Source organism: Rhodococcus sp. 1168 (assembly GCF_002091955.1).
Lineage (GTDB): Bacteria > Actinomycetota > Actinomycetes > Mycobacteriales > Mycobacteriaceae > Rhodococcoides.
The window spans coordinates 1-2,500 of the sequence record NZ_MKKY01000091.1 but is presented as its reverse complement, the minus strand read 5'-3'; the positions used below and the strand labels follow the sequence as shown (position 1 = coordinate 2,500).

Annotated in this window: 2 rRNA genes (1 of these 2 cut by a window edge); both read left to right on the top strand. The window is 54.8% G+C overall.

The window, feature by feature from the left end:
- Positions 1-2,248: ribosomal RNA gene (locus BJI47_RS20775) — 23S ribosomal RNA — on the top strand; it begins 910 nt to the left of the window's first position.
- 132 nt (positions 2,249-2,380) lie between these two features.
- A 5S ribosomal RNA gene (gene rrf / locus BJI47_RS20770) occupies positions 2,381-2,497 on the top strand.
- Positions 2,498-2,500 lie beyond the last annotated feature (3 nt).

The window sequence follows — 2,500 nt, the reverse complement described above, 5'->3', positions numbered from 1 at the left end:
ACTCCGTGATAGCTGGTTCTCCCCGAAATGCATTTAGGTGCAGCGTCACGTGTTTCTCATCGGAGGTAGAGCTACTGGATGGTCTAGGGGGCTTACCGGCTTACCGAAATCAGCCAAACTCCGAATGCCGATGAGTGAGAGCGTGGCAGTGAGACTGCGGGCGATAAGGTTCGTAGTCGAGAGGGAAACAGCCCAGATCGCCAGCTAAGGTCCCTAAGCGTGTACTAAGTGGAAAAGGATGTGGGGTCGCGAAGACAACCAGGAGGTTGGCTTAGAAGCAGCCACCCTTGAAAGAGTGCGTAATAGCTCACTGGTCAAGTGATCCTGCGCCGACAATGTAGCGGGGCTCAAGTACACCACCGAAGCTGCGGCACTCATACAATAGCCCGCATGTTCCTTACGAGGAGTGTGCCAGGTGTGTGGGTGGGTAGGGGAGCGTCGTGCAGCCATGGAAGCATCGGAGTGATCCAGGTGTGGAGGCTGTGCGAGTGAGAATGCAGGCATGAGTAGCGAAAGACGAGTGAGAAACTCGTCCGCCGAATGACCAAGGGTTCCTGGGCCAGGTTAATCCGCCCAGGGTGAGTCGGGACCTAAGACGAGGCCGACAGGCGTAGCCGATGGACAACGGGTTGATATTCCCGTACCCGTGTGAACGCGCCCATGGTGAATCAGTGATACTAACTGCCCTGAATCCATGTTACTGATCTCTTTCGAGAGTGAGGGGTGTGGTGGATGCGCAGGACCTGATCTGGTAGTAGCCAAGCGATGGGGTGACGCAGGAAGGTAGCTGGGCCAGTCAGTGGTAATACTGGTGTAAGCCTGTAGGGCGAACGGTAGGCAAATCCGCCGTTCATGATGCCTGAGAGGTGATGCGTAGCCGATTGAGGCGAATTCAGTGATCCTATGCTGCCGAGAAAAGCCTCTAGCGAGCTTTCACACGGCCCGTACCCCAAACCGACACAGGTGGTCAGGTAGAGAATACTAAGGCGATCGAGATAACTATGGTTAAGGAACTCGGCAAAATGCCCCCGTAACTTCGGGAGAAGGGGGACCCTGTCTGGTGATGAACTTTTCGTTCTGAGCTGGGTGGGGTCGCAGAGACCAGTGAGAAGCGACTGTTTACTAAAAACACAGGTCCGTGCGAAGTCGTAAGACGATGTATACGGACTGACGCCTGCCCGGTGCTGGAAGGTTAAGAGGACCGGTTAGTCACTTCGGTGGCGAAGCTGAGAATTTAAGCCCCAGTAAACGGCGGTGGTAACTATAACCATCCTAAGGTAGCGAAATTCCTTGTCGGGTAAGTTCCGACCTGCACGAATGGCGTAACGACTTCTCAGCTGTCTCAACCATAGACTCGGCGAAATTGCATTACGAGTAAAGATGCTCGTTACGCGCGGCAGGACGAAAAGACCCCGGGACCTTCACTATAGCTTGGTATTGGTGTTCGGTTCGGTTTGTGTAGGATAGGTGGGAGACTGTGAAGCGGTGACGCCAGTTACTGTGGAGTCGTTGTTGAAATACCACTCTGATCGTATTGGATACCTCAACCTCGGACCATGATCTGGTTCAGGGACAGTGCCTGGTGGGTAGTTTAACTGGGGCGGTTGCCTCCTAAAATGTAACGGAGGCGCCCAAAGGTTCCCTCAGCCTGGTTGGCAATCAGGTGTCGAGTGCAAGTGCACAAGGGAGCTTGACTGTGAGACTGACACGTCGAGCAGGGACGAAAGTCGGGACTAGTGATCCGGCACCGGCATGTGGAAGCGGTGTCGCTCAACGGATAAAAGGTACCCCGGGGATAACAGGCTGATCTTCCCCAAGAGTCCATATCGACGGGATGGTTTGGCACCTCGATGTCGGCTCGTCGCATCCTGGGGCTGGAGTAGGTCCCAAGGGTTGGGCTGTTCGCCCATTAAAGCGGCACGCGAGCTGGGTTTAGAACGTCGTGAGACAGTTCGGTCTCTATCCGCCGCGCGCGTAAGAAACTTGAGGAAGGCTGTCCCTAGTACGAGAGGACCGGGACGGACGAACCTCTGGTGTGCCAGTTGTTCCACCAGGAGCACCGCTGGTTAGCTACGTTCGGAAGGGATAACCGCTGAAAGCATCTAAGCGGGAAGCCTGTTCCAAGATGAGGTTTCTCACCCCCTCGAGGGGGTAAGGCCCCCGGCAGACCACCGGGTTGATAGGCCAGAACTGGAAGTCGGGTAACCGATGTAGGTGACTGGTACTAATAGGCCGAGGACTTACCACAAAGAAGCTACGCGTCCACTGTGCGATATCTGAAACAACACACGTTTCAGTATTTACAATTGAATGAACCAACATCGTTCACCATTATGTGTGAGTTTTCTGTTGTGTTCCGTGTGTAACTGTTTCATAGAGTTACGGCGGCCATAGCGGAGGGGAAACGCCCGGTCCCATTCCGAACCCGGAAGCTAAGCCCTCCAGCGCCGATGGTACTGCACTCGACAGGGTGTGGGAGAGTAGGACACCGCCGAACACA